The following is a 25,008-nucleotide window of genomic DNA, read 5'->3' as shown; positions in this document are numbered from 1 at the left end:
CTGCAGGGAGATGAATCAGGTAAACAGGCTGATGGCCCCGGTGAGCAAGGCCAGCGCGGTCACCACCAGGGAGGTCAGCACCGCCCATTTGACGGTGGCTTTCTGGAAGTCGCCGATATCACGGTCGACCATGCCCACCAGCAACAGGGTCGAGGCGACCAGCGGGCTCATCAGGTGCACCGGTTGCCCGAGGATCGAGGCCCGGGCAATTTCCACCGGGGCGATGCCGTATGCCGCCGCGGCATTGGCCAGGATCGGTACCACGCCAAAATAGTAGGCGTCATTGGACAGCACGAAGGTCAGCGGCATGCTGGTGATCGCGACCACCAGCGGAAACAGGTGGCCCCAGGACGGCGGAATCCAGTCGACCAGGGTCTGCGCCAGGGCGTCGACCATCTTGGTGCCGGAAAAAATCCCGGCAAAGATCCCGGCGGCAAATACCAGCAGCACCACCGTCATCGCGTTGCCCGAGTGCGCCAGGATGCGTTCTTTCTGAATGTCCAATTGCGGGTAGTTAATCATCAGCGCGAGCACGAAGCCGATCAGGAACAGGATCGCCGAGTGCATGAGGCCCATCACCAGCGCGACCATCACTGCAACCACCAGCGCCAGGTTGACGTAGGCGAGTTTCGGACGCTTGTGAGGGGTGTTTTCAAGAATGGCGTTGATGTAGCAATCGCCGCCACCGCTTTGCAGTTGCACGTTGCCGATACGCTTGCGCTCGGCCCGCCCCAGTATGAAGGCGGTGAACACCACCCACATGGCGCCGCCGATCATCGTTGGCAGCAACGGCACGAAGTATTCGCCGGCATCCAGGCCCAACGCGGCGATGGCCCGGGTCGCGGGGCCGCCCCAAGGCGTCATGCCGCTCATGATGCTCAACGACAGCATGGAGATGGTCGCCAGGATCATCGGGTTCATGCCGATGCGCTTATACAGCGGCAGCATCGCCGCGCAGGTAATCATGTAGGTAGTGGTGCCGTCGCCGTCCAGAGCCACCAGCAATGACAGCAGCGCCGTGCCCACCGCGATTTTCATCGGGTCGCCGTTGACGCGCTTGAGGATTTTGCGGATCAGCGGGTCGAACAACCCCGCGTCGATCATCAGGCCAAAGAACAGGATGGCAAACAGCAGCAAGGCGGCGGACGGCGCGACCATTTTCAGGCCGTCGAGCATCATCTTGCCGGTGGTGCCGCCGAAACCGCCAATCACCGCGAAGACGATGGGCACCACGGTGAGCGCGACGATCGGCGACAAACGCTTCGTCATGATGAGGACGGTGAATACGACCACCATGGCCAGGCCAAGGAAAGCGAGCATAGGACGAGTCTCTTGTTGTTATCGTAAGAATGGCTGACGCCGAGGCGCACGGGCCCTTGCCCGCCAGGCGGCACAATGGCGCCTGGCGGGGAGGGGGGCTCGGTCAAGTCAGGGGTAGGTGTTTGCGGTTGGCGCTAGACGCGTTTGGCGACCTTCAGGTCTTCCCAGGCTTCTGCCTGGGCCGCATCGGGCTTTGCGTCGAGCATTCGCGCCAGCGTTTCGCGGTTGCAGGCATTTTCAGACATCGACATCACCACCGTCGCGACCGCGTTGCTGGCCAGGCTGGTCAGGGCCCGCGCTTCAGACATGAAGCGGTCAACGCCGATCAGCAACGCCAGGCCGGCCAAGGGGATGTCGTGAATGACCGTCAGGGTCGACGCGAGTGCCACGAACCCGCTGCCGGTCACGCCGGCCGCGCCCTTGGAGGACAGCAGCATGATCGCCAGCATGGTAATGACCTGCGTCAGGCTCAGGTCAATGTTGCAGGCCTGGGCAATGAAAATCGCCGCCAGCGACAGGTAGATAGCCGTGCCGTCCAGGTTGAACGAGTAGCCGGTGGGCAGCACCAGGCCCACCACGCCTTTCTTGCACCCCAGCGCTTCGAGTTTCTCCAGCATGCGCGGCATGACGGGTTCCGTGGACGACGTGCCGAGTACCACCAGGAACTCTTCGCGAAAGTAACGCAGCAGTTTCCACAGGCTGAAACCGTTGGCGCGGCAAACGCTGCCCAGTACGACGAATACGAAGAAGCCGCAGGCGATGTACAAGGTCATGATCAGCTTGGCCAGCGAGCCCAGCGAGGTGATGCCGTACTGGCCGACGGTGAACGCCAAGGCGCCGAAAGCACCAACCGGCGCAAAACGCATCAGGTAGGCGAAGATCTTGAACACCATGTGCGAGGCGGATTCGAGTACGTCGAGCACCGGCTTGCCACGTTCACCCAGCGACGACAACGCAAAACCGGACAACACCGCGATAAACAGCACCGGCAGCACTTCCCCTTTACTGAAGGCACCGATAAAGGTGTCGGGGATGATGTGCATGAAAAACTCCACCACCCCAAGCTTCGCGGCCGACTCGGTGTACTGGGCCAGGCCCTTGGTACTCAGTTGGCTGGGGTCGATGTTCATGCCGGCACCCGGCTGGAACACGTACACCGCCACCAGCCCGATCACCAGGCTGATCACCGTGAGCCCGAAGAACAGCAGCATGGTTTTGCTGAGCAGGCGGCCGAGCGAGCGTTTGTCGCTCATCCCGGCGATGCCGGTGACGATGGTGCAGAACACCACGGGGGCAATCATCATCTTGATCAGCTTGATGAACGCATCACCCAGCGGTTTGAGGGCAATAGCCTGCTGGGCCCAGAAGTGTCCGACCACGATGCCCAACACCACGGCGCAGAGAATCTGGAAGTAGAGCGATTTAACAACTTTCATGGCATCACCCATTTTTAGAATTGTGCGGATGCAAAAATGCCAACGGCCGCCGAGATTATCCGGCGAGGCGCTGCGAGTCCGTGGCATAGACGTAGCCGGAAAAAAGCCTGCGCGCGGTCCGTACGACGGAAGCCTGGATGGTCTCACCCTTGACGCCGGTGTAGGACAATACAACATCAATCCCGCCGCTGGGGTGCTCGATACGCACCGCCTCCAGGCGCGGCGTACTGACCCCGCCGAGCATCTGCGCGACGATGCTGCCGTCTGCCACGCAGGCGGTGGCCAAACCAATCGAGCCGGTAATGGCCAGGGCGCGGTGGCAGTTATGCGGCATGAAGTAGCGGACCTGGATCGTACCGCCGGCTTTGGCCGGCGAAACCAGTACCGGCTTGGGAATCACTTTGTCGCTGACATCGCCCAGGCCCATGGCCAGGCCGGCCTTGAGCCGCAATGATTCAAGGCGGCGCAGGAAGTCTTTATCGGCGTCCAGTTCAGCCGGGCTTTCATCGCCACGCTTGCCCAGTTGGCTGGCTTGGATCAGCACCATCGGCATTGCCATGTCGATGCAGGTCACCGCGATGCCTTCGATCACGTCTTGCGTGTTGCCGGTGGGGAAGAGTTTGCCGGTCTTGCTGCCGGCTGCGTCGAGGAACGTCAATTGCACCGGTGCTGCGGTGCCGGGCACGCCGTCGATGGCGGTGTCGCCTTCATAACTGACTTTACCTTCCGGTGTGTACACCTCGGAATGGATAAAGGTGCCCGTGTTGACGTTGCGAATGCGTACCCGGGTGCGCCCCGGCGTGCCTTTGACCAGGCCCTGTTCGATGGCGAACGGGCCGACGGCGCACAGCATATTGCCGCAGTTGGGCGCGCTGTCGACCCGGCGTTGCGACACCATCACTTGAACGAACAGGTAATCCACGTCTGCGTCCGGGTGCAGCGACGGGCTGACAATCGCCACCTTGCTGGTTTGCGGGCTGCCACCACCGATGCCGTCGATCTCCAGCTCGTGGCCGGAGCCCATCAGGTTAAGCAGCAGTTCGTCACGGGCCTCAATGGCCGCCGGCAAATCCCAGTCGAGAAAAACCGGGCCTTTGGAGGTGCCACCGCGCATCAGCACACAGGGAATTCTTTGCATGGGACTGACTCTTGTTGATCAATCGAGGTAATTGATGCTCTGGAGGCAAGAGTCTCAAGCTTTCAAAAATGTTTCCAATGCAAAGATTGACGGGATTATTGCGTTTGACGAATGAAAAATGTGCGCTAAATTACCTCCCGTCGCCCTCTGCCGATGAGAAAAGCCATGGACTATGAGCTCAACGATATTCGATCTTTCGTGAAGATCGCCGAACTGGGCAGCTTCCACGAAGCCGCCGATGCATTGCACCTGTCGCAACCCGCGCTCAGCCGCCGCATTAAAAAACTCGAGGAAGGGTTGGGCACCGCATTGCTTGATCGCACCACGCGCAAGGTCAGCCTCACGAGCGTCGGCCGCGACTTTCTGCCCAAGGCGCGCCGCCTGCTGGATGACTTCGACGAGTCGATTCTCAACATCCGCGAACTCGCCGAGCGCCAGATCGGCCGGGTCACCCTGGCGTGTATCCCGACGGCCGCGTTCTATTTCCTGCCGTCGGTGATTCGCCTGTACAACGAGCGCTACCCGAAAATCCGCATCCGCCTGTTGGACTTGAGCGCCAACGAGGGGCTTGAAGCGGTGCTGCGCGGGGAGGCCGATTTCGGTATCAACATGATGAGTGGCCAACACCCGGATATCGAATTCGTACCCTTGGTGATAGAGCCGTTCGTGCTGGCCTGCCGGCGTGATCATGAGTTGGCCGGGCGCACGTCGGTCACCTGGTCTGAACTGAGCGATTACCGCCTGATCGGAGTCGGGCGCCTGAGCGGCAACCGCATGCTGCTGGATCACGCCCTGTCTGGCTCGAGCTGGCGCCCGCAGTGGTTTTACGAGGTGCAACACCTCTCGACGTCGCTGGGCCTGGTGGAAGCCGGGCTGGGCGTTTCGGCGATGCCAAGCCTGGCCATGCCTTCCCACGATCACCCGACCTTGGTCAGCGTGCCGCTCATCGAACCCGTGGTGAACCGTTCGTTGGGCCTGGTTTACCGGCGCGGGGCATCACTGTCGCCGGCGGCGGAAAAATTCGTTTCGATACTGCTTGAACAATGGCCGCAATAGTCACCGGTTAAAGGCATTGCGCCCATGCCATTCGTCCTTTTCGTTGCACTTGGTCTTCAGCGGTCGCTCCAAACGGGTTCCTATCCTGTGAACTGGAGATTTTTCCATGAAACATGAGCCATCCAACCAACAGTACCGGCCCGTTGAAGAAGCTGGCACACCCAACGAAGACGGCTGCGTGATCGGTACAGCCGGCCGTGACGAAGACCCTAACGCGACAACCGATTGGGACCACCCCGAGAGCGGTCCTCCCGCGGGCGAAGACAGCGCCAAGCCTGCCAACGGCACTCCCGGGATTGACCGCGTGCCCTCGTCCGATAACGACGCAGCTGACTGAACGTCAGGCGTCGCTTGGCCTGGAGCATGCGTTGAGTCCGATCAATAAGGGGGTGCGAGCACGCACTCTGTTGCTGCGGCCGCGTCGCACTGCTTGTATGCTCGCGCCTGGGAACACGTGGCCACCGTAAAGTGCCGATGTTCAAATGATGGCTGGAATGGAAACCGGACTTCCTTAAGGTACTGATGTGAAGCGTGATACCCGCCTTGTAATGCTCTTGCTGCTGATGATTGGCTGCTCGCTGACTTCGCTGACAGTCTGGAAAATCCTGTCGTCCCGTGAGCGGGCGCTGGCCGAGGTAGACGTTCATGGCTTGAACCTGACCCAGGCACTGAACACCTACACCGAAGGCGTCGTGCGGCAAAGCTCGCTGTTGTTGCTCGGGCTGGTCGAGCGCCTGGAAACCGAAGGCGATGGCCCGGCGCAGATCCAGCGAATCAGTGCGCTGATCAACCGCAAGCTGCCCTTGATGCCGCAGCTCAGTGGCATCACGCTCTATGACAATCAGGGGCGCTGGTTGATGTCGTCCAACCGGCCGATTCCGGTGGGGGCCAACAGCCGCGACCGTGCTTATTTCATTCACCATCGCGACGATCCCAGCCGTGAGCCGTTTATTGGCCCGCCGATCCAGAGCCGTTCCAATCGGGAGTGGGTGATCACCATCAGCCGTCGCTTCAATGACGCTCAGGGGCAGTTCGCCGGGGTGGTGGCCGTGACGCTGGGGGTGGAGAATTTCTTGCGCGTGTTTGGCAAAATTGACGTCGGCCGGGACGGCGCCATTGGTTTGTCCTACACCGATGGCACCTTGTTGGTGCGCTATCCCTTCCGCGAGCAGGACATGGGCCGCAACTTTTCCAAGTCGCCGATCTATGCCAAATACCTGGTCGAGCAATCCGTAGGCACCGCCTCGTACACCTCCAGCCTGGATGGCGTGGAGCGGCTGTATGCGTATCGCAAAAGCGAAACCTTGCCACTGATCACCACCGTGGCGTTGGGCAAGGACGAAGCGCTCGCCGCATGGCGCACCGAGGCGGCGCTATCGGCGGTGGTGGTGGCGGGGCTTTTGGGGTTGACCGGGCTGATCGGCTGGCTCCTGCTGCTGGACATACGCCGACGCACCCTCGCGGAAGCGGCGTTGCACATCGCTCAGCAACAATTGCTTGAGTCGAACCGGCAACTGGAACTGTTGGCGATGAAGGATGCGCTGACCGGCCTGGCGAACCGGCGCTGTTTCGATGAAACACTGGCGGTGGAAGCACGCCGGGCACAGCGCGACGGTTTACCGCTGGCCTTGCTGATGATCGATATCGATCACTTCAAGCGGTTCAACGATGCGCTCGGCCACGTTGCCGGCGATGCCTGTCTGCAAGCGGTCGCCACGCTATTGCAAGCGTGTGTGCGACGCCCGTCTGACCTGGTCGCACGTTACGGCGGCGAGGAAATGGCAATCATCATGCCCGCGACCGGCAGCCAGGGCGCAGAGGTGGTGGCGCAATTGATACTCGACCGTCTGCACCAGGAAAACATTCCCCATCCGGGCAGCCCGTTTGCGCGCGTGAGTGTGAGCATTGGCATTGCTACGGCGACCGGCGCGCAGTTGCAGCCGGTGCTCGGGTTTGTCGAAGCCGCCGATCAGTCGCTTTACCGCGCCAAAGCGGCGGGCCGCAATCGGTTTTTCCTGCAGGGCGACACCCCAAAAGGCGACCCACTCGCGAGCTAACTGCGCTAGCCCGTCCAGCGCTCACCCGCTACTTTGCGGCACAGAAACGGGCAGTCGCTGTGCCATTAGGTAGCACGTAGCGCGCCCTTCGGTTGCCATCTCTGCTGCGAATAAACGAACGAATCCATTCAAATCAGCCGCTTAACGCGGCGCTGGGTCGGCTGGCACAGATTCTGCTTTATTGTATCCGTGGATAATTGGATACAAAAATACAGAGATCCCGCCCATGCAATTTGCTCCCGCTTACATTGACCGTCGACAGCCCCTCACTGCCGAGGAGGAGGCCTACAACTTCCTGCTCGACGCCATCTGCGGCGGCCGCTACCGCAAAGGTGATCGGCTGATCGCCGAGGACATCGCCAGCGAGATCGGCATGAGCCGCATGCCGGTGCGCGAAGCGTTTCGGCGCCTGGATGCCCAGGGCCTGGTAACCCTGCGCCCCAACCGCGGCGCGATTGTCAGTGGCCTGGATATCGAAGAACTGCACGAGGTGTTCGAGATGCGTAGCGCTCTTGAAGGCTTGGCGGTGCGGGTTGCCGTCGGGCGCATCGGTGAGCGCCAACTGGCCGCGTTGGAGCGTCTGCTGGACGAAATGGATGACTACCGCGACGAGAGCGCCGCGTGGGTCCGCTGCCACCGCGCCTTCCACGAGTACCTGTGCAGCCTCAGCGGCCGCCCGCGCCTGATGAAGCAGATATCGGCGCTGTATTCGCTGGTGGAGGCGCCCATGCGCTTGTGGCTGCAGCACAGCGAAAAACCCCTCAGCGCGCGTCAGGAACATGCCGTGATCCTTGATGCGATTCGCGCCGGCGACGCCGCTCGCGCCGAAGCCGTGGTGCGCGAGCACATCGAAGGCACGGTGCCGGCGCTGATTCAATTTCTGCAATCCGAACACTAAGAAAGCTGTCGTGTTTTGACGTTGTGTCCTGCCCCGTTATTCAACGAACTGGAGTGTCTGGTCATGCATAAACAACGCCGCGCCTTGCTGGTGGCTATCTCTCTCGCTTTCTGCAGCCAATGGGTAACTGCCGCACCGCAGGTGCCGGAGCGCCTGCAAAAAGTCGACAAACTCACCTATTGCTCGGGGATGGATTCACCGCCCCTGGTGTCCTTCGACGAAGCCCAGAAACCGCGTGGGCTTACCATTGACCTGGGCTTGGAAATCGCCAAACGCCTGGGCGACAAACAGGTGCAGTGGCGGGTGATTCCGTTCTCCGGCCTGGTGCCCGCGCTGCTCGCCCAGCAGTGCGACATGATCGTCGACCAGCTGTTCGACAAGCCCGAGCGGCGCCAGGTAATCGACATCGTCAACTACATGTATTCCAGCCAGTCAGTGGTGGTGCCCAAGGGCAACCCCAAGGGCATCAAGACCCTGGATGACCTGTCCACGCACAAAGTGGCGGTGCTCAACGGCTCCACCATCAAGACCCTGCTCGACGCCCACAACGAAAGCCTCGCCAAGGCCGGCAAGCCACCGATGAAACTGGTGGTGTACAACACCGACACCGATGCCTTCCAGGCCTTGCGCATCAGCCAGGTCGATGCCTATGGCACCACCGTGGAAACCGCCGGCTATTACGCCGCGATGGCCCCGGACCTGTTCCAGGAAGGCGTGCCCGCGTTCAGCCGCATCCTCACAGGCCTTGGCATGCGCAAGGACGACCCGCAACTGAGCGCCGCCGTGCAGCAGATCATCAGCGACATGCGCAGCGACGGCAGCTACGTGCAGTTGCTAAACAAATGGCATGTCAGCAGCGACACACTCGACTGAGGCAACCGCACGATGAATTTCAATTGGGATGTGTTCTGGCAGTACCTGCTGCAGCCCAGTGGGGTGTACCTCACCGGGCTGTGGCTGACGTGCCTGATCAGCGTGCTGGCGATGCTGCTCGGCTGCGCGCTGGGCCTGGGGGCGGCGCTGTTGCGCCTGTCGAAGAACCCGCTGCTGCACCTGCCGGTGCGCTTTTACGTGTGGCTGATGCGCGGCACGCCGTTACTGGTGCAGATCGTGTTTTTGTACACCGCGCTGGCGGCCGGCGGGATCTTCCGCTTCGAGGACATCGAGCTGTTCGGGCTGATGATCCCCGGCAATATCCAGGCGGCGATCATTGCTCTGGGCCTGAATGAAGGCGCGTACATGGCCGAGATCATCCGCGCCGGCATCGGCGCGGTGGACAAGGGCCAATACGAAGCCGGACGTTCCCTGGGCATGGGCTTTGCCAAATTGATGCGGCGCATCGTGCTGCCCCAGGCGTTCCGGGTGATCGTGCCGCCGCTGGGCAACGAGTTCAACGTGATGCTCAAAAACACCACGCTGGTCAGCGTGATCGGCGTGCAGGAATTGCTGCTCAGCACGCAGATGATCACCTCGGCGACCTTTCGCGTGTTCGAGTTGTACCTGGTGGTGGCCCTGTATTTCCTCACGCTGACCACGCTGTGGGGCTTTTTCCAGCGCTGGCTCGAACACCGCTTCGGCCAGTCCGATCGACCGTCAGCGCCACCGCCGGCCGCCAGCCGCATGTTCGGTCGCAGCACCCTCAAATTGCTGAGAGGACGTTAAGCATGGCGCACCAAAGTGAAGAGCTGATCATTGAGGCCCTGGATGTTCAGAAGGCGTTCGGCGAGTTGCAGATCCTCAAGGGCATTTCCCTACAAGTGCGGCGCGGCGAAGTGGTGGTGCTGATCGGTGCCTCCGGCTCCGGCAAGACCACCTTTATCCGTTGCATCAACCTGCTTGAAGACATTCAGGGCGGGCGCATACGCGTCAATGGCCGCGCCATGGGGTATCGCGAACGCAGCGACGGCAGCCTGGTGCGCGAGTCGGAGCGCAACATCGCCCGCCAGCGCCGCGACATCGGCATGGTGTTCCAGCGCTTCAACCTGTTCCCGCACATGACGGCGCTGGAGAACATCATCGAAGCGCCGATCCAGGTGCTCGGCGTGCCGCGCGCGGCGGCGCTGGAGCAGGCGCGTGGCTTGTTGGCGCGGGTCGGCCTGGCGGACAAGGCCGGCCATTATCCGTCGATGCTCTCCGGTGGCCAGCAGCAACGGGTGGCGATTGCCCGTGCGCTGGCGATGAAACCCCAGGCGATGCTGTTTGACGAACCCACCAGCGCCCTCGACCCGGAAACCGTCGGCGAGGTCTTGCAGGTGATGAAAGAACTGGCCGAGGAGGGCATGACCATGGTGGTGGTCACCCATGAAATGGGCTTCGCCCGTGAAGTGGCCGACCGCGTGGTGGTGCTTGATCAGGGCGAGCTGATCGAACAGGGGCCGCCGGAACAGATTTTCAGCCACCCCAGCCATCCGCGTACCCGGGCGTTTCTCAGCCGCGTGTTATGACCCTTTTTCAAGAGCCTTAGCCATGTTGAAATTCTCTGCTCACGAATACCCTTATCCGTCGCAACGCCAAAGTGTGTTTGCCAGACGCGGCATGGTCGCCGCCTCCCAACCACTGGCCGCCCAGGCCGGTATCCAGATCATGCAGAACGGCGGCAATGCCATCGACGCCGCCATTGCCACGGCGGCGGCGCTTACGGTGGTTGAACCCACCGGCTGCGGCCTGGGCGGCGACGCGTTTGCCCTGGTCTGGTGCAAGGGCCAGTTGCACGGCCTGAACGGCAACGGCCATGCGCCGGCGGCCTTGAGTATCGAGGCGGTCAAGGCGGCGGGGCACCCACAGATGCCGCTGTACGGCTGGACTCCCGTCACCGTGCCGGGCTGCCCATCGGCCTGGGCTGAGCTGTCGCAACGCTTCGGCAAGTTGCCGTTTGCCGAGTTACTGCAGCCGGCCATCAGCCTGGCGCGCGAGGGTTTCCCGTTGTCACCGGTGGTTGCCCATCAATGGCAGCTGGCCTTGAACGAATTCAGCCCCCACCGCGATGACGTGCTGGCGGCCTGGTTCGACACGTTCCTCATCAACGGCCGTGCGCCCCAGGCGGGGGAGATTTTTCGCAACCCGGCCCAGGCCCGCACCTTGGAAGAACTGGCCGCCACCCGCTGCGAAAGCCTGTATCGCGGCGCCCTGGCCGAGCGCCTGGATGCGCACTCGCGCGCCAGCGGTGGTTACCTGCGCGCCAGCGACCTCAAGGATTACCGCGCGCAGTGGGTCGCGCCGATCCACATCAATTACCGGGGCGTCGACGTTTGGGAAATCCCGCCCAGCGGCCAGGGCCTGGTCGCACTGATGGCGTTGAAGATCCTTGAAGGCTTCAGCTTCGACCACCGCGACAGCCAGCAAACCTGGCATCGTCAGTTGGAAGCGATGAAGCTCGCCTACAGCGACGGCCTGCACTACATCACAGACCCTGCGCATATGCGCGTGGCGGTGGCCGACCTGCTCAGCGACGACTACAGCACGCGCCGGCGTGGCCAGATCGGCGAACAGGCCCAGCCTCCCAAGCCCGGCGACCCCCATGCCAGCGGCACGGTGTACCTGGCCACGGCGGATGCCGAAGGTAATATGGTCTCGTTTATCCAGAGCAACTACCACGGCTTCGGTTCCGGCGTGGTGCTGCCCGACAGCGGCATCGCCCTGCAGAATCGCGGGCAGGAATTCAGCCTTGACCCCACTCATGCCAATTGCCTGGCACCCGGCAAGAAAACCTTCCACACCATCATCCCCGGCTTTCTCAGCCAGGGTGGTCAGGCGCTGGGGCCGTTCGGCGTAATGGGCGGCTATATGCAACCCCAGGGCCACGTGCAAATGGTGATGAACCTGGTGGACTTCGGCCTCAACCCTCAGGCGGCATTGGACGCGCCGCGCTGGCAATGGCTGGGCGACATGAAGGTCGGCATCGAACATGGCGCTTCCCGCGACCTGGTCAATGCGCTGGCACGGCGCGGGCACAAGGTGCAGACCGACAGCGACCTGACCGACTACGGGCGTGGGCAGATCATCCTGCGCGATCCGCTCAGCGGCGTGCTGTGCGGCGGCACCGAGCCCAGGGCCGACTCACATATCGCGGTGTGGTAAGCGGCTGCACAGGCGCTGCGCCGACCATGGCCTCCAAAAATATCGAACTGTCGGCGTTTGCCTATCGTCCATTTTGTTGAGGGCAGGCGACGTCACAAACGTGTGGGAGGTGGCAATGGATCAGCAGAACAACGGCCTGGTGGTGATCTGCGGTGCGAGCGCGGGGGTAGGGCGGGCCACGGCGCATCGTTTCGCCGCCGCCGGTTACCGCATCGGCCTGCTGGCACGCGATGAGGCCGCTCTGGCGGCAACGCGCGAAGAGCTGGCGCAGTACGGCCAGGCGGTCACGGCGATAAGTGTCGATGTGGCCGATGCGCAGGCGCTTGAAGCGGCGGCCCTTGCGCTTGAGGCGCAACTGGGCCCGCTGCAGGTGTGGGTAAATTCCGCGATGGTCACGGCGTTCTCACCCATTGAAAAACTCACCGCGCAGGAAATCCGCCGCGTCACCGACGTCACTTACCTGGGCACCGTTAATGGCACGCTGGCCGCCTTGAAATTGCTGCGCCCGCGCAATAGCGGCGTGATCATCCAGGTGGGCTCGGCGCTGGCCTATCGCGCCATTCCTTTGCAATCGGCTTATTGCGGCGCCAAGTTCGCCGTTCGCGGGTTTACCGACGCGCTGCGTTGTGAGCTGCTGCACGAGCGCAGTCGCATTCGTGTGTGCATGGTGCAGTTGCCGGCGATCAACACGCCGCAGTTCGACTGGGCGCGCAACAAACTCGACAAACGCCCGCAACCGGTGCCACCCATCCACGACCCCGACGTGGCCGCTCGGGCGATCTTCAGTGTGGTGCGGCGCACGCCGCGCGAGTTGTGGCTGGGCATGGAAAGCATCAAGGCGATTGTCGGCAGTTGCCTGATCCCGGGGCTGCTCGATCATATGCTCGCGCGGCAGTGCTATCCGGGCCAAATGAGCCAGGAAGATGAGAGCGGCGACCACGGCGACAACTTGTGCCAACCGCTGAGCGCTGAACTGCACCGCACTCGCGGCCGTTTCGTCGGCCGCTCCCGCGACAGCGCGCTGGCGCTGACCTCCACTCAGGTGTCGGCGTTATCCGCGGTGTTGGCGCTGGTCGGTGCGATGGTTTTGCTGTGGTTCTGAACCGTGGCATCGAAACCAGCGATAGCCAAAGCCGTTCAGCGTCAGCGCGGTGTTTGCGAGGCTGTCGCTGTCATGCTCCAGCGTCCGGCTTTGCGGCTGGTTGTCGTGGATGAAACTGACGATGTAGCGGGTTTTTTTATCGAACATGATTGCCATCCTTTATGCGCGATAGCGGGGCCAAATGCCCCGCGTTTTTAATGATGACGCTGCACTCGACCGGTTGTTCCCTTGGATCGACTGACGTGCCGGGCAGGCTCGGATGGCCAGCGCCGCGTTCAATGCTGATGGGCCGTTGCGGTCGGGTCGATGATCTGGATGACAGTGCCCTGGCGCCATGCGTCGGCGCCGGGTGCGATCGGCGGCGCGACGATGTCGATGCGCGCCTGCTTTTTTTCGGCGCTGTCGATGCCCATGCGCTGGTCGCGCTCGGCGACCATGCCCGGGTCGGCCTGGCCGTCGGCGGTGAACCCCATCATGAGCTGAGGGACACCCAGCGGCAGACGCTTGTTGAGGTCGGTATGCCAGGTGTGCCAAGTCTTGCCATAGGTATGCACGAGTTTTTCCATCAGGGCGTGCTCGGCCGTTTCGGGGATGCCGGGTGCGACCAACTGGCCTGATTTCACTTCATGCACGTGGCTGTGCCACAACGCTTTTTCAGCGGCCGGCAGCGTGCCGAACAATGGTTCGCTGATGATGTATTCCACGCCCATCAACTTTGCATCCTTGCGATTGCCGTCGTAGATCACGCACTGGATCACTTCTTCGTTGAGCACCGAGCAGTAATGATGGGCCTCCATTTGCACGTCGGGGTGGCCATTATAAAAGTGGAAGCCGTCCAGGTAAGCGTTCAGCGCATCGATGGGCGGGCGCGATTGGAGCAGCGCCGCCCCGGCGTCGAGAGATTGCAGGGTTGGTGATTTCGCCTTACCAGGCGCCACGACATTGGAGGCCGAGTTATTGCCGGCACAGGCTGTGAGCAGAGTAACGGCGGTAGTCAGGCAGAGTACGTGGAGTGTGGTGTGGTTCATTTCGGATACCTTCCATGGTCGATTGATCGAGGTGTGCATGGGGGGCGCTTGCCAGGTTCAGGCAGTGCAAGCATTAGAAGGTGCGGCCAAACAGGCGTTCAATCGCGATAACGCTGACGGCACTCGGCACGCCAGGGCCGCCGTTTCGCTTGGCCTGTAGCACATAACCGCTGGTCGAAATGCATCGCTTTATTTTGAAATTTCCTCTGGGTGCTCGCTTCACATAAAAGTAGGCGCGCCTTCCAAGGGGCCGTCTCCTTTTCAATAAGCCTGAGGAGATTTGTTCATGTTTCTACATAACAAGCGACTTCAATACACCGTGCGCGTGGCCGAGCCTAACCCGGGGTTGGCGAACCTTTTGCTTGAGCAGTTTGGCGGCGCTCAGGGTGAATTGGCGGCAGCGTCGCGCTATTTCACCCAAGCGCTGGCCGAGGACGATCCGGGGCGCAAAGACCTGTTGATGGACATCGCCACCGAGGAGCTCAGCCATCTGGAGGTTGTGGGATCCATCATCGTGATGCTCAACAAGGGCGCCAAGGGGCGCATGGCCGAGGGCGTGGAGGAGGAGGGCGAGTTGTATCGCGCGCTTAACGGCGCGGGCAATGACTCGCATATCACCAGCCTGCTGTATGGCGCCGGTTCGCCGTTGACCAATAGCGCCGGCGTGCCATGGACAGCGGCTTACATCGACACGATCGGTGAGCCTACCGCCGACATGCGTTCCAACATTGCCGCTGAAGCCCGCGCCAAAATCGTGTATGAGCGCCTGATGAACGTCACGGACGACCCGGGCGTCAAGGAGGCGCTGGGCTTTCTGATGACGCGCGAGATTGCGCATCAACTGTCCTTTGAAAAGGCGTTGCATGCGATTCAGCCGAATTTCCCCCAAGGCAAGTTGCCGGGCATGCCTGAGTTCACCCAGGTGTACTTCAACATGTCGCAGGGCGAGGGGAATGTTCGCGGGCCCTGGAACCAGGGCGAAGAATGGACGTTCGTGGAAAACCCGCAACCCGCGATGGATGGCGGCGACGGCATGGCCACGGTGCAACTGGACGCCGACGAGGAAGCGCAGCTGAGTGCGATGAAGATCCGCACGCTCTCGGACCCCGCCAGCGACCCCACTACCGGGGCTGACCTGGGGGCGGGTATCCCGCCCAAGCCTGCCATTTGACTCAAGGCAACCGCACGCTTGCCGGCGTGCGGCGGTTCAGCATTTTTTGACGAGGATTAACGACATGGCAACTCCACAGGAAAACCTGCTCGACTGGCTACGCGATGCGCATGCGATGGAGCAACAGGCCGAAAAAATGCTCAAGGCACAATCCGAGCGCCTGGAGCACTACCCACGGCTCAAGGCCCGCATCGACCAGCATATAGAAGAGACTCTCGACCAGCAGAGGTTGATTGACGAATGCCTGACGCGCCTGGGCGGCAGCTCCTCGACGCTCAAAGACATCGGCGGCAAGTTGATGGCGTTCGGGCAGGCGGTCGGTGGCTCACTGATGAGCGATGAGGTCATCAAGGGCGCCATGGCCGGCTACGTATTTGAAAATATGGAGATCGCCAGCTACACGGTGCTCATCGCGGCCGCGCAGGAGGCCGGTGACGCCGAAACCAAAGCGGCCTGTGAAAAGATCCTGCCGCAGGAAGTCGCCATGGCTGACTGGTTGCGCGAACATTTGCCCGAGCTCACCCAAGCGTTTCTGCAGCGCTCTGCGGCCCCCGATGAAGAGGCCAAGCGCTGACGTTGCGTCAGGCGCCCGACCGCATGATGGCGGGCGCCTGCACCCCGCATGAAAGTGAGCCTTGGCGCCCGCTGTTCAACGCCAGCGAAAGATCCAGAGCCAGTATCAGCAGAATCGAAAAACCAAATAACGTGCGTGCCCAGCGTGTCGGATCAATCAGGCGCACAGGGCTGTTGGCGAGTGCCAGCCAGTAAGCGCTAAGGCCGCTTACCACGGTGAAATACAGCACGTTCATTTGGGCCACCACACCCAGCAACACAGCGTTGGCCAGGAAGGCCAGCATGTACGCCTGTATTTGCCTGTGGGTTTGGGACAGCGTCAGTAAGGGCAGGCGCGCCGCGCGAAAATCCTCGCGCCGCATCACGGTGATGGCGTGTGAATGAGGCATCTGCCAGCAGCCGAACACCGCGATCAGCAGCATCGCCGTGGCATCAAACCGGCCGGTGACCGCGGCATAACCTATAACGGGCGGCATCGCCCCACAGAGGCTGCCGATTAAGGTTGCCCAATGCGACCGTCGCTTCAACCAGTAGGTATAAGCCCCCAGGTAGATAACCACGCCGACCATCGCCAGGATGCAGGCCAACACATTGCTGGCAGCCCACAACAAACTGAAGCCGGCGATGCCCAGCGCAAGGGCATAGCTTACGGCGCTGGGCACCGTGATCGCTCGCAGGGCCAGCGCCCGGTGACAGGTGCGCACCATACGCCGGTCGATGTCGCGGTCAACGCAGTTGTTCAGCACGCAGCTGCAACCGATCACCAGCGCGGTGCCGAGCAGGGTCGCCAGCAAACGCAACGGTGCCACCCAATGACCGCTGGAGGCCAGGAAGTAACCGCCGAGCACTGACGCGAGGTTACCGAAAATGATGCCGGGCTTCGTCAATTGAACCCCGACATTGAGTAGCCCTATCCAGTGTTTCAGTGCGCCAGCATATTGTGATGAATATTGTCCATGATCCATAGCGAGAGCCCCACCAGCAGCAAAATGATGACCACTGAAAAAACCAATGCGATCAAGTTCCAGCGTTGTTCTGCCGCCGTGTCCAGGTGCAGGAAGTACTTGAGGTGGGCGATGACTTGTATCGCGCCCAGCGCCACCACCAGCCATGCGGTAACGGTGCGCGGCAGTGACGGGAACATCACCAGGGCGAACGGGGCCAGGGTCAGCAGCACCGAAACGAGGAACCCGACCAGGTACGAACGGCTGCTGCCATGGCTTGTACCGGCGCTGCTGTGAATCGAACTTTGTTTGTACATGTCACACCACCCCTAACAGATAGACCACGGTAAACACGCAGATCCACACCACGTCCAAAAAGTGCCAGAACAAACTCAGGCAACTGAGGCGCGTGGCATTGGTGTTGGTCAGGCCACGTTGATAGACCTGGGCCATCAGCACCGCCATCCAGATCAACCCCGTCAGCACGTGCGCGCCGTGGGTGCCCACGAGCGTGAAGAATGCGGTCAGGAACGCACTGCGGTCCGGCCCATGGCCTTCTTCGATCAGGTGGTGGAATTCGTTGAACTCCATGGCGATAAAGCCCGCACCCAGCACAAATGTGAGCCCCAACCACCGCAGGACCTGGGCTTGCTGGCCACGGTTCATGGCGAGCATCGCGTAGCCGTAGGTGATGCTGCTCAACAGCAGCAGCATGGTTTCACCCAGCACATAGGGCAGTTCGAAAATATCCACGCTCGAAGGGCCGCCGGCCACGCTGTCGCGCAACACGGCATAGCCTGCGAACAACGTGGCGAACAGGATGCAGTCGGTCATCAGGTAGATCCAGAACCCGAACAGGCTCAGGGAACCGGCGTCTTCGTGCCCTTGTTCGTGGGTATGCGCAACGTCTGTTTCGATGATGATGTTGGACATGGGTCAAGCCTCTGCCAGGTCTTTCAGGCGTGCCTTTTCGATGCGCGCGACCTCTTGCGCGGGCACGAAGTAATCGGTGTCTTCGTCGTAGCTGCGCACCACGAATGCAACCACCGATGCCACCAGGCCGAAGGCCGCCAACCACCAGATATGCCAGACCAGGGCAAAGCTGCAGACCAGTGCGAACAGGCTGATGACCAAGCCCGAAGCGGTGTTGCGCGGCATGTGGATGCTTCGGTAGTCGGTGTGGCTGAGGGTGCTGACGCCGCGTTCCTTCATGCCCCAGTACGCATCCAGGTCGCTGACCTTGGGTTGCTCGGCGAAGTTGTACAGCGGTGGCGGAGAGGCGGTGGCCCATTCCAGGGTGCGGCCGTCCCAAGGGTCGCCGGTGAGGTCGCGATAGCGATGACGGTAGCGGATGCTGACAAACAGTTGCAGGGCCTGGGACGCGACACCGCAGAGGATAATCGCCACGCCCACCAGTTCGAGCAGCAGCCAGGGCCGCCATTCCGGGTTGTTGAAGTGGTTGAGGCGGCGCGTCATGCCCATGAAGCCCAGCACGTACGAGGGCATGAAGGCGAAATAAAAGCCGATGAGCCAGCACCAGAATGCGATACGCCCCAGTTTGTCGTACAAGCGAAAACCAAAGGCCTTGGGGAACCAATAGGTCAGGCCGGCCATGTAGCCGAACACCGCGCCCCCAATGATCACGTTATGAAAGTGAGCGATCAGGAACAGGCTGTTGTGCAGCATGAAGTCGGCGCCGGGCACTGCCAGCAGCACGCCGGTCATGCCGCCGATGCTGAACGTCACGATAAAGCCCAGGGTCCACAGCATCGGCGTCTCGAAGCGCACCCGTCCACGGTACATGGTGAACAGCCAGGTGAAGATTTTTACCCCGGTTGGTACGGCGATGATCATCGTCATGATGCCGAAGAACGCGTTGACGTTACCGCCCGAGCCCATGGTGAAGAAATGGTGCAACCACACGATGAACGACAGCACGGTAATCGCGATCGTTGCCCACACCAGCGACACGTAGCCGAACAGCCGCTTGCTGCTGAAGGTGGCCGCGATCTCGGAAAACACCCCGAACGCCGGCAGGATCAGGATGTACACCTCCGGGTGCCCCCAGGCCCAGATCAGGTTGACGTACATCATCGGGTTGCCACCGGCTTCGTTGGTAAAAAAATGCATGCCCAGGTAACGGTCCAGGGACAGCATCAGCAGGGTGGCGGTCAGGATCGGGAACGACGCCAGGATCAGCACCGAGGTGCACAGTGCGTTCCAGGTGAACACGGGCATCTTGAACAGGGTCATGCCTTCGGTGCGCATCTTCAGGATGGTCACGAAGAAATTCACCCCCGTGAGTAACGTGCCGATGCCGGATATCTGCAGTGACCAGATGTAATAGTCCACGCCGACGCCTGGGCTGTAACCCAGCTCGGACAACGGCGGATAGGCAACCCAGCCGGTGCGCGCAAACTCGCCCACCCCCAGCGAAATGTTGACCAGTGCCGCGCCGACCACGAACAGCCAGAAACTCAGCGCGTTGAGAAACGGGTAGGCCACATCGCGCGCGCCGATCTGCAACGGCACCACGATATTCATCAAGCCGACCACGAAAGGCATGGCCATAAAGAAGATCATGATCACGCCGTGGGCGGTGAAGATCTGGTCGTAGTGTTCAGGCGGCAGGTAACCTGGCCCGCCGCTGGCGGCCATGGCTTGCTGGGTACGCATCATGATCGCGTCGGAGAAGCCGCGCAGCAGCATCACCAGCGCCACGATGATGTACATGCAGCCGATTTTCTTGTGGTCCACCGAGGTAAACCATTCGCGCCACAAATAACCCCATTTGCGTTTCCAGGTAATCGACCCCACCAACGCCACACCGATCAGCCCAACGAAGGCCAGCGTGTACATCACAATGGGCTCGCTTGTTGGGATCGCCTCCCACGAAAGTTTTCCGAACATTGTTAACGCTCCTGCACCAGGTAGTGATCCGCGCGCTCGCCGGTGCTGTTCAACCGGGTCTGGCGGCGCTGGGTTTTGTCGGCCTTGTTCATGCCTTCATATTTGTCGACGATGTCCAGGAACAGCCGCTCCTGTACCGCCGAGTAATAGGTCACCGGGTGCCGGGTGCTAGGCTTGGCCAATTGCGCATAGCTGGTGTGGTCCAGCTGCGTCGGCGCACCCTTGACCTTTGTCAGCCAGGCTTGAAAGTCGGTGTCGCTCAGTGACAGCGTGGAGAAGTGCATGTCGGAAAAACCGGGGCCGTTGTAATTGGCGGCAATGCCTCTGAACTCGCCGGTCTCGTTGGCGATCAGGTGCAACTTGGTCTGCATCCCGGCCATGGCGTAGATCTGCCCGCCCAGGGCCGGGATGAAAAAGGAGGTCATGGCGGCGTCGGACGTGATGGTAAAGCTCACCGGCGTATGCACCGGCAGGGCAAGCTCGTTCACGCTGGCGACACCCAGGTCGGGGTAAATAAACAGCCACTTCCAGTCAGTGGCCACCACTTGCACATTGAGCGGTTGTTTGTCGGAGTCGAGCGGGCGATAGGGGTCGAGGGCGTGGGTGGTTTCCCACGTCACCCATCCCAGGGCGATGATGATGAGCAACGGAACGCCCCACACCACGGCTTCGATTTTGTGCGAACTGGCCCAACGGGGCGAGTAACGGGCTTTTTTGTTGGTCGCGCGATAGCGATAGGCAAACACGAACGTGAGCACGATCACCGGCACGACCACCAGCAACATCAGGCCGGTGGCGAGGATAATCAGGTTGCGCTCGTCGGTTGCAATCTGGCCCTTTGGGTTGAACACCACCAGATTGCAGCCGGTTAATAAGAAGAGGCTGGCGATATAGGCCAGGCCATAACTCGCGCGTTTCATGCCGTGCTCCTGTGTTGATAAATATCCGCGATGAGTGCGTTGCGCTTGTATGCCCAAGTCATTCAAGCGAACCGCTGACGCTGTGCGTGTTAAAACCCCTTACCCGAACAATTTGAATTGGACGTGAAGGGTTGGTTTAACAATTTGTTACTTCGCCTGACGAACGGCTTAACAAGCGAAACGCGGGTGCTTTTGTATAAGCGCTTGTTCGAATCTCGTGCAAAAAAATACGGAATCCCGGATAAGGATTCAGGTCTCACGTAACGGCCGGCCAACTAACGATGCGGGAGATGACTTATGTTTATTCGAGGTAATGCCTACAACACTTGGATCGAAAAGCAATTGAAAGAAGAGTGTTTTACCCAAGAGGTGGAAAACGGTTGTCATATCGAAGTCAGGGCGCGAGAGCGTACGGACGCGGATATAGAAGTGTTGGTCTGCGTCTATACCGCTACGGGGCAGTGTGTTGCCGAGCGCAGCCAACAATTGCCGGGCGCTGAATGGACAGTGCGGGATGCGCTCAAACGCGGTATTGATCAGGCGGAACGAATCGCCGGCGGAGAGTCGGGGCGATTACCTTGCGCGGATGCTCACTTGCACGAAGATGATTGACCGGGTTCAAGCCCACAGAGGGCCTCTATCAGTCGGCAAAAAAAAGCCCGTACTGAGTACGGGCAAAACAGGAGTTCTGGAGGTTCTAAGTGAGCAGGCTGCGCGCTGAGAAACATACGGCACACTTATCGGTACTCGATAATGATGGACGTGTTCCGTTACTCATTGCCGTGCTCCCCTCTGAATAACTAGGAGTGTATGAAACTACTCACGAACTCTGCCTTGATAACAGGCAGCTCGATGGCATGGATCAATCCGGCGGTCATGGCATTCGGCGGGTCGAGAATGCGCGGCGCGGCGATCAGGTATTTTTCGGTTTCCAGTTTTTCGGCGGCATCCAGCGTGCGCTCGGCGACGATGCGTGCGTACAACTGTAAGTCGTAGTCAAGACTCATCGCATATTCGGACATGCGCGAATGGTCGATAGAACCTTGCAAATGCCAATGGAACGGGTGGAACAGAAACTTGCTGTGCTTGCAGGCGGTCCGGCGCTCACCGGCCAGGAAAATAATATTGCCCATCGATTCCACGGTGCCCAGGTTGTGGGTGTGTACCGGGATCGGCAGTGACAGCAGGAAGTTATACATCGTGAAACCGTAGCTGCATTCACCGCCCATGGTGGCAATGTTCAGGACCAGGCCAGAGGCGTCTTGCTGCACGGCCAGCGAGGCTTGTTGGATAAGCTGGCTGCAGGTCGACGCGGTGATCGGTCCGGTAAAGTTGATAATGTGTAAAGGCATGGTGTCCCTCATCCATAAAGACAGGGGAGCGCCGCTCCCCTGCATCCAGCACATCAACTGTTGCGGCCGCCACCATGGCTGTGTTCGCCACCTTTACGCCCCGCTTCAGAAGCTTTCTCACGGTCGTTGGCGAAGTTGCCGCCACTGTTCTGGCCGCCTTTGCTACCGATCTCTTGATAGAACTCTTTGTCATGAGAAGCGGACGTAGCTTCGCCGCCTTTTTTACCGGCTTCATTGACGCTCATTTGGCCTTGCTTGTCTTGAGTGCTCATGTTGATTTACCTCGTTGCTATGTGGGTTAGGTTACGTCGCTTTAATGCTACGAAAGCCACACTAAACAACTGTGTGTGCACTGCTTATAAGTGCCTTTCGCACAAGGGAGGTGTGTGTGAAACACCTATTGTTACTTCGGTTCTTTCTGGCATTCGCTGGTATTCATAACTCGCCGTCGTATGAGAACGTCCGCTTGTGTTTGTATCAGCGTGCCTTTCCATAACCGATCCGCGATAAAAATCGCTTTGTTGGCCATCCACTGTTGTTCGCATCGTTTATTCCCTTTGATAACTAGGAGGGCGACTGGGCCGCTTTGCTATGAGGACTTACGGCCGCCGCCATGGCTGTTCTGGCCACCTTTACGGCCCGCTTCCGACGCTTTCTCACGGTCGTTTGCAAAGTTACCGCCGGACGCTTGGCCACCTTTCTTTCCCGCCTCCGATGCTTTCTGAGGATCATTGGCGAAGTTGCCCGGGTTCTTATTACTCGTCGTCATGGTATTTCTCCATCGGTGAGTTGTCGTTTCGCTAGTTATCCACTTCGCTAATGGATATCTACTCCGATAACGCGGCCCGCGAAAACGTTTTGAGCAATGAGATGAATTGGCGACGAACGGTCGACTCGGTGAAAAAACTTATACAAGCGCCGCGCAACAGTGCCGCTTCGTCTAACTTTATTAACGTCTGCAATATTAGATTGATAGCATTTAAGTGCGCGTGTGAAGTGCCAACAGCCCGTTCGACGCGAAGCGTTATAAACAGTGGCGGAACAACGTAAAGGCGGGCAACGCTTTGGAACTTTGGAGCCGCCGGTAAAATCCCATGACAGCGACTCAGTGCGTGATTGAACCCTCAACGATACGCCCGCCACCGAGGAGATAACGATGCTTGATAGGTCTACGTCCGCGCAGTCAGCCTCGCGTGGCCATTTAAGTCGTGCGTTCGAGCTTGGATGGGCGGGCGCGTTGTTCTGGGCGGCGATCCTGAGTGTGATGCTACTGCTGCTGGTCTGCGGATACAGCGCCCTGTTCAAGGCCGATGTGTCCAATTTGCGTTTTGCCCTCCTGGGTGGCCTGAGCGGGTTCAGCGCGACGGCTTTAGGCGCAATCGCAGCGATAGCGCTACGCAGCATCAGCTCACGCACTCAAGACACCATGCTCGGCTTTGCAGCCGGGATGATGCTCGCCGCGAGTTCGTTTTCTTTGATTCTTCCCGGTATCGATGCCGCACAGGCAATGACGGGTAATCAGGTCTGGGCTGCCTGCGTAGTGGTGGCAGGGCTGGGGCTGGGCGTCGCGCTCATGGTTGGCCTGGAGCGCTTTGTTCCACACGAGCATTCGCAAAGCGGACGTAAAGGCCCGCATACCGAACGGTTCAATCGGGTGTGGTTGTTTGTACTCGCCATTACGTTGCACAACCTCCCGGAAGGTATGGCCATCGGTGTCAGCTTTGCCGATGGCGACCTTAAGGTCGGGGTGCCCTTGACCACGGCCATCGCGATCCAGGACATACCCGAAGGCTTGGCGGTGGCGCTTGCATTGCGCGTCACCGGGCTCTCGGCGTATCGCGCGATGTTGATTGCCATCGGCTCTGGATTGATGGAGCCAATAGGCGCTGTGGTGGGCTTGGGCATTTCAAGTGGATATGCCTTGGGCTATCCCGTCGCCCTGGGGCTGGCAGCGGGCGCAATGATATTTGTCGTGTCACATGAGGTTATTCCCGAAACCCATCGCAATGGCCACGAGACACCCGCGACCCTCGGCTTGATGCTCGGATTTGCCGTGATGATGTTTTTAGACACGGCTTTAGGGTGAGCGGGTTTCCAGGCCGAGTCGTCGAACACGTCGACCCGCTGCGCTAGATAGTCAAAGAAGGCGCTTGTGCCGAACAGCCGCGCGCTGTCAACTGCGGGGTGACTGATTTATGGTTGCCGATTGATCAGAACCGGCGAAGGCAGGGCTCGCCAGTGAGCAGAGCATGAGCAGCAGTAGACATCGCATCAGTGGCTACCCAAATCCAGGTGGCCCGTACCGGCATCGCGCCGCACTGCAATTCGCGCAAGGTCGGCTGGCTGCGGTGCAACAAGGTATTGACGATAGGTCTTGAACGCCTCCAGCACAGAAGCATCCCGAGGGCGGTAGTCATCGCCACTCAGGCGCTGCCGATGACCAACCCCATGCCCTGGATACCGGCATGAGCCCCTATGCCTATAAGGGTCTTGTTCGAACCGATCTTCAAACGCTGCAACCCCAGCCTTGTCATACGTCACCGTGGCCGGCGGTTTCGACTGGCAGAAATGGTTGGCACCGTCGATTGCCCATTGCCCGCCGCCCTGGGGGCAAGCGTTGGCCATGCACCCGGCCTCTGTGACCGTGGCGCTGCCGTCGGACACAACCGAACCGCGAAAATCAAACGTATGGTCCAGGGCGATGACGCGCGGGGTGTCATCGGTGCAGTTGCCCCGTGGGTCGAAGCTTGCACACAGCGCCTTTTGCAGTGCGGCCGGTGTGGCGGGGCGCACGGCCGCAACTTGGCCACCGCCGGTTACGTCTTTGGCAAAACCCTCGGCATGGCTTGCCGCCAGAGCCGGCGTTACCAGCACAGCGGCAGCTAACACGAGGGCTGAAAGACACTGGGGAATCGGGAACGTCAACGGCATATTCCTGAAGGTTGAATACCAGCGGCCAAGCCTTGCGAAACAGGCTTGCCATGATCTGAATAGGCGCGGGTATTTATCAAACGCTTTAAGCCCGA

At 60.4% G+C, this 25,008-nt stretch carries 26 protein-coding genes and 1 pseudogene; 13 read left to right on the top strand and 14 right to left on the bottom strand.

What is annotated here, in order from left to right; all coding sequences use genetic code 11:
- Positions 1-15: 15 nt before the first annotated feature.
- The 3 genes from AB4N98_RS27640 to AB4N98_RS27630 form a co-directional block, all read right to left on the bottom strand.
- Positions 16-1,320, bottom strand: coding sequence for a CitMHS family transporter (locus tag AB4N98_RS27640; protein ID WP_137220390.1), 1,305 nt, complete (start codon positions 1,318-1,320; stop codon positions 16-18).
- A gap of 134 nt (positions 1,321-1,454) precedes the next feature.
- Complete coding sequence (locus AB4N98_RS27635; RefSeq protein ID WP_026067359.1) at positions 1,455-2,768, bottom strand: dicarboxylate/amino acid:cation symporter; 1,314 nt, start codon at positions 2,766-2,768, stop codon at positions 1,455-1,457.
- Positions 2,769-2,811: 43 nt separating this feature from the next.
- Positions 2,812-3,894: a 4-oxalomesaconate tautomerase gene (locus AB4N98_RS27630; protein WP_017529056.1), complete on the bottom strand. Its 1,083-nt coding sequence runs from the start codon at positions 3,892-3,894 to the stop codon at positions 2,812-2,814.
- Between the two features lie 165 nt (positions 3,895-4,059).
- On the opposite strand from AB4N98_RS27630, the gene AB4N98_RS27625 reads away from it, so the two are divergent.
- The 9 genes from AB4N98_RS27625 to AB4N98_RS27585 all read left to right on the top strand — a co-directional run bounded on the left by AB4N98_RS27625 (position 4,060) and on the right by AB4N98_RS27585 (position 13,084).
- Positions 4,060-4,950, top strand: a complete 891-nt coding sequence (locus tag AB4N98_RS27625) for a LysR family transcriptional regulator (protein WP_460149130.1) — start codon at positions 4,060-4,062, stop codon at positions 4,948-4,950.
- Positions 4,951-5,056: 106 nt separating this feature from the next.
- Complete coding sequence (locus AB4N98_RS27620) at positions 5,057-5,287, top strand: hypothetical protein (protein ID WP_065879122.1); 231 nt, start codon at positions 5,057-5,059, stop codon at positions 5,285-5,287.
- Positions 5,288-5,474: 187 nt separating this feature from the next.
- Positions 5,475-7,007, top strand: coding sequence for a sensor domain-containing diguanylate cyclase (locus tag AB4N98_RS27615; protein ID WP_017529059.1), 1,533 nt, complete (start codon positions 5,475-5,477; stop codon positions 7,005-7,007).
- A 226-nt stretch (positions 7,008-7,233) separates the two neighbouring features.
- Positions 7,234-7,905: a GntR family transcriptional regulator gene (locus tag AB4N98_RS27610; RefSeq protein ID WP_135196291.1), complete on the top strand. Its 672-nt coding sequence runs from the start codon at positions 7,234-7,236 to the stop codon at positions 7,903-7,905.
- A gap of 63 nt (positions 7,906-7,968) precedes the next feature.
- Positions 7,969-8,778 (top strand): ABC transporter substrate-binding protein, encoded by an 810-nt coding sequence (locus AB4N98_RS27605; protein WP_017529061.1) that lies wholly within the window; start codon positions 7,969-7,971, stop codon positions 8,776-8,778.
- Positions 8,779-8,790: 12 nt separating this feature from the next.
- A complete protein-coding gene (locus AB4N98_RS27600; protein ID WP_017529062.1) occupies positions 8,791-9,567 on the top strand; it encodes an amino acid ABC transporter permease in 777 nt (258 codons plus the stop codon).
- Positions 9,568-9,569: 2 nt separating this feature from the next.
- Entirely contained in the window at positions 9,570-10,349 is a 780-nt protein-coding gene (locus AB4N98_RS27595) for an amino acid ABC transporter ATP-binding protein (protein WP_017529063.1), read from the top strand.
- A gap of 22 nt (positions 10,350-10,371) precedes the next feature.
- The gene (locus AB4N98_RS27590) at positions 10,372-11,982 is read left to right on the top strand and encodes a gamma-glutamyltransferase family protein (protein ID WP_135196290.1); all 1,611 of its coding nucleotides are present in this window, start codon (positions 10,372-10,374) and stop codon (positions 11,980-11,982) included.
- Positions 11,983-12,097: 115 nt separating this feature from the next.
- The gene (locus tag AB4N98_RS27585) at positions 12,098-13,084 is read left to right on the top strand and encodes an SDR family oxidoreductase (RefSeq protein WP_135196289.1); all 987 of its coding nucleotides are present in this window, start codon (positions 12,098-12,100) and stop codon (positions 13,082-13,084) included.
- Here the strand turns inward: AB4N98_RS27585 and AB4N98_RS27580 are convergent.
- Together AB4N98_RS27580 and AB4N98_RS27575 are read right to left on the bottom strand one after the other, a co-directional pair.
- The gene (locus AB4N98_RS27580) at positions 13,034-13,231 is read right to left on the bottom strand and encodes a hypothetical protein (RefSeq protein ID WP_065879120.1); all 198 of its coding nucleotides are present in this window, start codon (positions 13,229-13,231) and stop codon (positions 13,034-13,036) included. The genes AB4N98_RS27585 and AB4N98_RS27580 overlap by 51 nt on opposite strands.
- 128 nt (positions 13,232-13,359) lie before the next feature.
- Positions 13,360-14,112 carry an OBAP family protein gene (locus AB4N98_RS27575; RefSeq protein WP_460149129.1) on the bottom strand — a complete coding sequence of 251 codons (753 nt, stop codon included), beginning with the start codon at positions 14,110-14,112 and terminating at the stop codon, positions 13,360-13,362.
- Between the two features lie 286 nt (positions 14,113-14,398).
- On the opposite strand from AB4N98_RS27575, the gene AB4N98_RS27570 reads away from it, so the two are divergent.
- Together AB4N98_RS27570 and AB4N98_RS27565 are read left to right on the top strand one after the other, a co-directional pair.
- On the top strand, positions 14,399-15,283 hold the full coding sequence (locus AB4N98_RS27570; protein WP_135196288.1) for a manganese catalase family protein: 885 nt from the start codon (positions 14,399-14,401) through the stop codon (positions 15,281-15,283).
- 64 nt (positions 15,284-15,347) lie between these two features.
- Positions 15,348-15,857, top strand: a complete 510-nt coding sequence (locus AB4N98_RS27565) for a ferritin-like domain-containing protein (protein WP_065879118.1) — start codon at positions 15,348-15,350, stop codon at positions 15,855-15,857.
- Positions 15,858-15,864: 7 nt separating this feature from the next.
- Here AB4N98_RS27565 and cyoE read toward each other — a convergent pair whose 3' ends face one another.
- From cyoE to cyoA, 5 genes are read right to left on the bottom strand one after another with little or no spacing between them, the layout of a single operon-like run.
- Positions 15,865-16,743 (bottom strand): heme o synthase, encoded by an 879-nt coding sequence (gene cyoE / locus AB4N98_RS27560; protein ID WP_263290895.1) that lies wholly within the window; start codon positions 16,741-16,743, stop codon positions 15,865-15,867.
- 35 nt (positions 16,744-16,778) lie between these two features.
- Positions 16,779-17,117: a cytochrome o ubiquinol oxidase subunit IV gene (gene cyoD / locus AB4N98_RS27555; protein WP_460149128.1), complete on the bottom strand. Its 339-nt coding sequence runs from the start codon at positions 17,115-17,117 to the stop codon at positions 16,779-16,781.
- A gap of 1 nt (position 17,118) precedes the next feature.
- Positions 17,119-17,733: a cytochrome o ubiquinol oxidase subunit III gene (gene cyoC / locus AB4N98_RS27550; RefSeq protein ID WP_068931820.1), complete on the bottom strand. Its 615-nt coding sequence runs from the start codon at positions 17,731-17,733 to the stop codon at positions 17,119-17,121.
- A 3-nt stretch (positions 17,734-17,736) separates the two neighbouring features.
- Positions 17,737-19,710 carry a cytochrome o ubiquinol oxidase subunit I gene (gene cyoB, locus AB4N98_RS27545; protein ID WP_135196286.1) on the bottom strand — a complete coding sequence of 658 codons (1,974 nt, stop codon included), beginning with the start codon at positions 19,708-19,710 and terminating at the stop codon, positions 17,737-17,739.
- Positions 19,711-19,712: 2 nt separating this feature from the next.
- Positions 19,713-20,630 carry a ubiquinol oxidase subunit II gene (gene cyoA / locus AB4N98_RS27540; RefSeq protein WP_017529076.1) on the bottom strand — a complete coding sequence of 306 codons (918 nt, stop codon included), beginning with the start codon at positions 20,628-20,630 and terminating at the stop codon, positions 19,713-19,715.
- A 297-nt stretch (positions 20,631-20,927) separates the two neighbouring features.
- Here cyoA and AB4N98_RS27535 point away from each other — a divergent pair, with 297 nt between their 5' ends.
- Positions 20,928-21,242 carry a hypothetical protein gene (locus AB4N98_RS27535; RefSeq protein ID WP_068931822.1) on the top strand — a complete coding sequence of 105 codons (315 nt, stop codon included), beginning with the start codon at positions 20,928-20,930 and terminating at the stop codon, positions 21,240-21,242.
- Between the two features lie 188 nt (positions 21,243-21,430).
- On the opposite strand, the gene AB4N98_RS27530 is transcribed toward AB4N98_RS27535, so the two are convergent.
- The 3 genes from AB4N98_RS27530 to AB4N98_RS27520 form a co-directional block, all read right to left on the bottom strand.
- Positions 21,431-21,982, bottom strand: coding sequence for an ATP-dependent Clp protease proteolytic subunit (locus AB4N98_RS27530; protein ID WP_065879113.1), 552 nt, complete (start codon positions 21,980-21,982; stop codon positions 21,431-21,433).
- A gap of 53 nt (positions 21,983-22,035) precedes the next feature.
- A complete protein-coding gene (locus tag AB4N98_RS27525; RefSeq protein ID WP_116078836.1) occupies positions 22,036-22,254 on the bottom strand; it encodes a con-10 family general stress protein in 219 nt (72 codons plus the stop codon).
- Positions 22,255-22,571: 317 nt separating this feature from the next.
- A complete protein-coding gene (locus AB4N98_RS27520; RefSeq protein WP_017529080.1) occupies positions 22,572-22,751 on the bottom strand; it encodes a con-10 family general stress protein in 180 nt (59 codons plus the stop codon).
- A 495-nt stretch (positions 22,752-23,246) separates the two neighbouring features.
- On the opposite strand from AB4N98_RS27520, the gene AB4N98_RS27515 reads away from it, so the two are divergent.
- Positions 23,247-24,068 carry a ZIP family metal transporter gene (locus tag AB4N98_RS27515; RefSeq protein WP_223271428.1) on the top strand — a complete coding sequence of 274 codons (822 nt, stop codon included), beginning with the start codon at positions 23,247-23,249 and terminating at the stop codon, positions 24,066-24,068.
- Positions 24,069-24,414: 346 nt separating this feature from the next.
- Here AB4N98_RS27515 and AB4N98_RS27510 read toward each other — a convergent pair.
- A pseudogene (locus AB4N98_RS27510) lies at positions 24,415-24,913 on the bottom strand (pectate lyase); the annotation flags it as partial.
- Positions 24,914-25,008: the final 95 nt, after the last annotated feature.

Source organism: Pseudomonas sp. S3_E10 (assembly GCF_054667615.1).
Note: the sequence above shows the minus strand (reverse complement) of the source record. Positions and strands in the feature narration are given on the sequence as shown.

What these genes read in the sequence shown, in the direction of transcription:
- AB4N98_RS27640 (WP_137220390.1), bottom strand. Translation starts at nt 1,320, where the DNA reads ATGCTCGCTTTCCTTGGCCTGGCCATGGTGGTCGTATTCACCGTCCTC.
- AB4N98_RS27635 (WP_026067359.1), bottom strand. Translation starts at nt 2,768, where the DNA reads ATGGGTGATGCCATGAAAGTTGTTAAATCGCTCTACTTCCAGATTCTC.
- AB4N98_RS27630 (WP_017529056.1), bottom strand. Translation starts at nt 3,894, where the DNA reads ATGCAAAGAATTCCCTGTGTGCTGATGCGCGGTGGCACCTCCAAAGGC.
- AB4N98_RS27625 (WP_460149130.1), top strand. Translation starts at nt 4,060, where the DNA reads ATGGACTATGAGCTCAACGATATTCGATCTTTCGTGAAGATCGCCGAA.
- AB4N98_RS27620 (WP_065879122.1), top strand. Translation starts at nt 5,057, where the DNA reads ATGAAACATGAGCCATCCAACCAACAGTACCGGCCCGTTGAAGAAGCT.
- AB4N98_RS27610 (WP_135196291.1), top strand. Translation starts at nt 7,234, where the DNA reads ATGCAATTTGCTCCCGCTTACATTGACCGTCGACAGCCCCTCACTGCC.
- AB4N98_RS27605 (WP_017529061.1), top strand. Translation starts at nt 7,969, where the DNA reads ATGCATAAACAACGCCGCGCCTTGCTGGTGGCTATCTCTCTCGCTTTC.
- AB4N98_RS27600 (WP_017529062.1), top strand. Translation starts at nt 8,791, where the DNA reads ATGAATTTCAATTGGGATGTGTTCTGGCAGTACCTGCTGCAGCCCAGT.
- AB4N98_RS27595 (WP_017529063.1), top strand. Translation starts at nt 9,570, where the DNA reads ATGGCGCACCAAAGTGAAGAGCTGATCATTGAGGCCCTGGATGTTCAG.
- AB4N98_RS27590 (WP_135196290.1), top strand. Translation starts at nt 10,372, where the DNA reads ATGTTGAAATTCTCTGCTCACGAATACCCTTATCCGTCGCAACGCCAA.
- AB4N98_RS27585 (WP_135196289.1), top strand. Translation starts at nt 12,098, where the DNA reads ATGGATCAGCAGAACAACGGCCTGGTGGTGATCTGCGGTGCGAGCGCG.
- AB4N98_RS27580 (WP_065879120.1), bottom strand. Translation starts at nt 13,231, where the DNA reads ATGTTCGATAAAAAAACCCGCTACATCGTCAGTTTCATCCACGACAAC.
- AB4N98_RS27575 (WP_460149129.1), bottom strand. Translation starts at nt 14,112, where the DNA reads ATGAACCACACCACACTCCACGTACTCTGCCTGACTACCGCCGTTACT.
- AB4N98_RS27570 (WP_135196288.1), top strand. Translation starts at nt 14,399, where the DNA reads ATGTTTCTACATAACAAGCGACTTCAATACACCGTGCGCGTGGCCGAG.
- AB4N98_RS27565 (WP_065879118.1), top strand. Translation starts at nt 15,348, where the DNA reads ATGGCAACTCCACAGGAAAACCTGCTCGACTGGCTACGCGATGCGCAT.
- cyoD (WP_460149128.1), bottom strand. Translation starts at nt 17,117, where the DNA reads ATGTACAAACAAAGTTCGATTCACAGCAGCGCCGGTACAAGCCATGGC.
- cyoC (WP_068931820.1), bottom strand. Translation starts at nt 17,733, where the DNA reads ATGTCCAACATCATCATCGAAACAGACGTTGCGCATACCCACGAACAA.
- cyoB (WP_135196286.1), bottom strand. Translation starts at nt 19,710, where the DNA reads ATGTTCGGAAAACTTTCGTGGGAGGCGATCCCAACAAGCGAGCCCATT.
- cyoA (WP_017529076.1), bottom strand. Translation starts at nt 20,630, where the DNA reads ATGAAACGCGCGAGTTATGGCCTGGCCTATATCGCCAGCCTCTTCTTA.
- AB4N98_RS27535 (WP_068931822.1), top strand. Translation starts at nt 20,928, where the DNA reads ATGTTTATTCGAGGTAATGCCTACAACACTTGGATCGAAAAGCAATTG.
- AB4N98_RS27530 (WP_065879113.1), bottom strand. Translation starts at nt 21,982, where the DNA reads ATGCCTTTACACATTATCAACTTTACCGGACCGATCACCGCGTCGACC.
- AB4N98_RS27525 (WP_116078836.1), bottom strand. Translation starts at nt 22,254, where the DNA reads ATGAGCACTCAAGACAAGCAAGGCCAAATGAGCGTCAATGAAGCCGGT.
- AB4N98_RS27520 (WP_017529080.1), bottom strand. Translation starts at nt 22,751, where the DNA reads ATGACGACGAGTAATAAGAACCCGGGCAACTTCGCCAATGATCCTCAG.
- AB4N98_RS27515 (WP_223271428.1), top strand. Translation starts at nt 23,247, where the DNA reads ATGCTACTGCTGCTGGTCTGCGGATACAGCGCCCTGTTCAAGGCCGAT.